The following is a 4,757-nucleotide window of genomic DNA, read 5'->3' as shown; positions in this document are numbered from 1 at the left end:
ACATCCTGGCTCGTTATGGTATGACTCACCCTTGAACGCATGGCTCCCTCCTTGGAAGTGACCTGCTGGACACAAGTCATGTACAAGAGGAGCCTTGCGTTCACCTATATCAATCCGCCAAACTTGGCACTACTGTCATTTTGCATTCATCAATTACCGCCCTCTGCCGACTTGTGCGAGCGCCGCTCAGACCTTGGCGAGCACTTGGGCTGCTTCGTCGCACAGGCGGCGGGCTTCGGCGGTCGTCGGCGCCTCGGCAATCGCGCGGACGATTGGTTCGGTATTGCTCGCGCGCACGAGCAGCCATTTGCCGGGCCAATCCAGTCGCAGACCATCGAGCGTGTCGCTCTTGGCATCGGCGAAATGTTTCTTCAGCGCGGCGAGGCCGGCGGGAATCTTTTCCGGCATTAGTGAAATCTTGGTCTTCACGATTTCGTAGCGCGGCAGTTCGTCGGCCAGCCGGCTGATCTTTTCTTCGCGCGCGGCCATGGCGTCGAGCACCAAGGCCATGCCGACGAAGCTGTCGCGAACGAACACCACGCGCGGGTCGATCGCACCGCCGTTTCCTTCGCCGCCGATGACCGCATTGTGACGCTGCATCGCTTCGACGACGTTCGCCTCGCCCACGGCCGAGCGGAAAAAAGGCACCTTGTATTTCTCGGCCAGGTCCTCGGTCATGCGGCTGGTCGAACAGTTCGTGACCACGGGGCCGGGCCGGCTGCGCAGTACGTGATCGACGCACAGGGCCAGCGTATATTCCTCACCGATATAACGACCCGCTTCGTCGATGATGGCCAGCCGATCGGCGTCCGGATCCTGGCAAAAGCCGATGTCCGCGCCCACCTCGCGCACGCGCGCAAGCACGCCCGACAGATTCTCTTGCGTGGGCTCGGGCGTGTGCTCGTATTGTCCGTCGGGCTTTTCCCCGAGGATCGTGGCCTTGCACCCCAACTCGTCGAGCAGCCGGCGACCCAGGCAACTGCCGGCGCCGTGATTGGAATCGAGGAGAACGCGGAACTTGCGGCGGCGTATGCGCTCGACGTCCACCGTCTTGAGCACCAGCGCGCAATGCGCCGACAGCGTGTCAGCGCAAGCGATGGCGTGCCCTACTTCGTTGTGCGGCACCCAGCCGATCTTGCCCGTGCGATATTGATCGAGCACGCGCCGTCCATCGGCCGCCGGAATGACGCGCCCCTCGGCCGAAAAGAGCTTCAAGCCGTTGTACTCGGGCGGGTTGTGACTGGCCGAGATTTGCACGCCGCCGGCGGCCAATAGCGTGCGGACCAGAACACCGGTCGTAGGCGTGGCGGCCACGCCGGCATCGATCGTATCGCGGCCCACGGCTTCCAAGCCGCTGCACACCGCTTGTGCCAGCATCCGGCCCGTGGCACGCCCGTCGCGCGAGACCAGCACCGGCCGACCCGGCGGCAGCGATTCGGCAAAAGCGCAGACGTAGCGGATGGCCACCTCGGGCGTGAGGCTTTCGCCGACGATGCCGCGCAGGCCAGAGACGCTGATGATCGGTTCGCTCACGGGCTGGTTTCCTCGGGGGGAGTGCGGGTGGCGCTATGTTGGTGGTGGTTGCTTGGACGTTGTTCCAAGAACTTCGTCGATCGACAGGTGTGCTGCTGGCAGCTCGTGTGCCCGTGGTTACGTCGAACTGTGCACTGGTGGACGAGCCACCGGTGGCACCCGGCGGTCCCGAACAATCGTTTCGTTCGACGCCGCGTGCGTGCAAGTATAGCAGCCTTCTCTCGCGAGCGCGAGGAGTGTGCGTGGCAAGCACCGGCGCGTTCGGACTTGTTCAAGACTGGCTTTTCGGCACAATAAACGCCACGCCCGGGCGGCTCGGTCATGGGCACAAACCGGTCAGCAGCTTTGCAGGAGCGCTCATGTCGACCACTTCGCAATCTCCGGTCCCGCCTTTGGAAGCTCTCAAGCAGGCGGCGGCCGCCGGCAAGATATCGGCCACGGCCGTTGAGAACATTCGCGCCTGGCTCACCGAGCCGCGCTATGCCGAATATGCACCCCAAGTGGCCGAGCAAATCGCGGCCGGCCATTGGCAGCAGCTCGACGACGTCTTTTGGACGGTGATTCCCTTCGGAACCGGCGGGCGGCGCGGCCGGATGTTTCCGATCGGCTCGAACGCCATCAACGATCGCACGATGGGGGAAAGCGCGCAGGGCCTGGCCGACTACGTGAAGGAGCAAAAGCCGACGGGCGACAAGTTGTCGTGCGCGATCGCTTATGACACGCGGCATCGCTCGCGCCATTTCGCCGAGCTGTGCGCCGAAATCATGGTGGCCGCGGGCTTCGAAGTGTTCTTTCTCGACGGTTTTCGCAGCACGCCCGAGCTGTCGCTGGCCGTGCGGCATTTCCGCTGCTCGTGCGGCATCATGATCACGGCCAGCCATAATCCGCCCAGCGACAACGCCATCAAGGCTTATTGGAGCACCGGCGCTCAGCTGCTGCCGCCGCACGACAAGGGGGTGATCGAGCGCGTGATGAGCGTGACGACGATCAAACGCGTGCCGTTTGCCGACGCGTTGGCCGCCGGCCAGGTGAAATACAGCCAGGAGGAGGCCGACACGGTCTATCAAAAGGGGATCGAAGCGCAGAGCCTGCCTGGTCCGCGAACGATCAAGATCATCTATTCGCCGATGCACGGCGTGGGTGCGACCAGCGTTTGCCCGGTGCTGGCCGCGGCGGGCTTCAAGGACGTGGAAGTGTTCAAGCCGCACGCTACGCCGGACGGCGATTTTCCGAACGTGCCGGGGCATGTGTCGAATCCGGAAAACCCGGCCACGTTCGACACGATGATCGAGCGGGCACATCAAAGCGGCGCGGAATTGATTCTGTCGACCGACCCGGACGCCGATCGATTAGGCTGCGCCGCGCCGGTGAAGCTGGCGCTCGGTGCCCAGTGGCGCACGTTCACCGGCAACCAGATCGGCGCGCTCTTGGCCGAATACGTCTTGAGCGGCCGCAAAGCCGCCGGCACCTTGTCGAGCGATAACTACATTGTCAAAACGCTTGTCACGAGCGAAATGATCCGCCGTATTGCCGACGCCTACGGGGTAAAGACGTATGGCAACCTGCTCGTCGGCTTCAAGTGGATCGCGCAAACGATCGACGAGGTCGGGCCGGAAAAGTTCGTCATGGGTTGCGAAGAATCGCACGGTTTTCTCGTGGGCACGCACGTCCGTGACAAGGACGCGGCCGTGGCCGCCATGCTGATGGCCGAGCTGGCGGCCCACTGCAAAGCGGACGGACACACGCTGGCCGAGAAGCTCGATGCGCTGTATTGGCAGCATGGCTGCCATGCTGAGAAGACGGTGTCGAAGACGATGCCCGGCAGCGAAGGGATGACGCGCATGAAGCAGCTCATGACGCGTTTGCGAACGGACCTGCCCAAGTCGATCGGCGGGATGAAAGTCGTGGCGGCGCGCGATTACCTGAACCAGGTCACGCTCGCGCCGGACGGCGGCAAGAAGAAGCTCGACGGGCCAAAGGACGACCTGGTGATCTTCGACCTGGAAAAGGCCGGCAATTATGCCGCCGTGCGCCCCAGCGGCACCGAGCCCAAGGTGAAGTTCTATACCTTTGCTTACGAGCCGGCCGAGCAACTGGCGAACCTCGACGACACGAAAGCCGAGTTGGAAGAACGCCTGACCGGCATGGAGAAGGACCTGGCCGCCGTGGCGGACGCGATCTAAAGCCGGTCGCAGTCCTTCCCACATCGATTCGGCAGTGGTCGGAAGGCGGGAATATTTCCTGCTCGGCGCGGATCAATGCTGTCGGAAGCAGAAACCATCCTCTCGCCCAGGGGGCTTAATGCGCCGAGCAATTTTCTTGCCCAGTTCGACGATGGCGCTTCTCGGCACGGCGATGGCGATCTTCGGGATCCGATTTGGGGAAGTCAAAATCTTAGGTTACGGCCTGGTGCTTCTCTTCGGCGCCGCGGTGTTCGCGCTGTTGTTCGTCGGCACGAGGGAGATCGTGCCAAAGGGCGAGCAGAACGAGGCGTAGCCCATGTCGCCTGGTGATGGTTATTGGCGCGCCTTCATTGCTGCGCGCACGCGAAAGCTTTGGCTGCTGGGGCTCTTCGTCGCGCTGTGGATCATTAGTTGCCTCTACCCACCGTATCCGGATGAGCTCGTTCTGCAGCACATACCGACCGTGCTTGCCGTGATCTTCCTGGTCACGGTCGATTTCCTTCAGCCGTTGAGTTTGTCTAGCTACACGGCCGTGCTGGCCTTCTTGTGTTTGCACCTGTTGGGTGCGCGATATCTCTATTCCAACGTTCCCTATCACGAATGGTTCGATCTGCTGCAAGGCGGCGATGGGCAACCGACCGCCGAATGGCAGCGCACTCACTATGACCGAATGGTCCACTTCTTCTATGGGCTGCTGTTGGCGGGCGTCGCCTGCGAGTTTCTGCGGAAGGCCGCGCGTATGTCGCGCGTCTGGGCCTGGTTGATGGCGATTTCGGTCATCATGGCCACGAGCGCGCTGTACGAAATCATGGAGTGGTGCGTGGCGCTTTTGCTCGCGCCGGACGCGGCCGAAGCCTACAACGGTCAACAAGGCGATATGTGGGATGCGCAGAAGGATATGACGCTGGCTCTATTCGGTTCACTCATTGCATGCGCCGCGTCGGTCGCGGCGTCGCCGCTGCTGCGCCCGAATCGCAGCGGCGCGAAAACCCTCTCCCTCCGGGAGAGGGCAGTGTGAGGGAACAAACGTCGCACCGCGGA

The 4,757-nt window shown here is 62.7% G+C and carries 4 protein-coding genes; 3 read left to right on the top strand and 1 reads right to left on the bottom strand.

The annotated features are described in order from the left end of the window. Nucleotides 1-186 precede the first annotated feature (186 nt). Nucleotides 187-1,533: a phosphoglucosamine mutase gene (glmM, locus tag VHD36_17435; protein HVU89111.1), complete on the bottom strand. Its 1,347-nt coding sequence runs from the start codon at nt 1,531-1,533 to the stop codon at nt 187-189. A gap of 359 nt (nt 1,534-1,892) precedes the next feature. Between glmM and VHD36_17430 the strand changes: the two genes are divergently transcribed. The 3 genes from VHD36_17430 to VHD36_17420 all read left to right on the top strand — a co-directional run bounded on the left by VHD36_17430 (nt 1,893) and on the right by VHD36_17420 (nt 4,734). Then, on the top strand, nt 1,893-3,716 hold the full coding sequence (locus tag VHD36_17430) for a phospho-sugar mutase (GenBank protein ID HVU89110.1): 1,824 nt from the start codon (nt 1,893-1,895) through the stop codon (nt 3,714-3,716). A gap of 136 nt (nt 3,717-3,852) precedes the next feature. Further along, entirely contained in the window at nt 3,853-4,029 is a 177-nt protein-coding gene (locus VHD36_17425; protein HVU89109.1) for a hypothetical protein, read from the top strand. 3 nt (nt 4,030-4,032) lie between these two features. Further along, on the top strand, nt 4,033-4,734 hold the full coding sequence (locus tag VHD36_17420; protein ID HVU89108.1) for a DUF2238 domain-containing protein: 702 nt from the start codon (nt 4,033-4,035) through the stop codon (nt 4,732-4,734). Nucleotides 4,735-4,757: the final 23 nt, after the last annotated feature.

It is taken from the genome of Pirellulales bacterium, from assembly GCA_035546535.1.
In the GTDB taxonomy this organism is placed as follows: domain Bacteria; phylum Planctomycetota; class Planctomycetia; order Pirellulales; family JACPPG01; genus JACPPG01.
This window is presented reverse-complemented; position numbering and strand designations above follow the sequence as displayed.

Excerpts from the sequence above, each read along its gene's own strand:
- VHD36_17430 (HVU89110.1), top strand. The coding sequence starts at position 1,893 with ATGTCGACCACTTCGCAATCTCCGGTCCCGCCTTTGGAAGCTCTCAAG.
- VHD36_17420 (HVU89108.1), top strand. The coding sequence starts at position 4,033 with ATGTCGCCTGGTGATGGTTATTGGCGCGCCTTCATTGCTGCGCGCACG.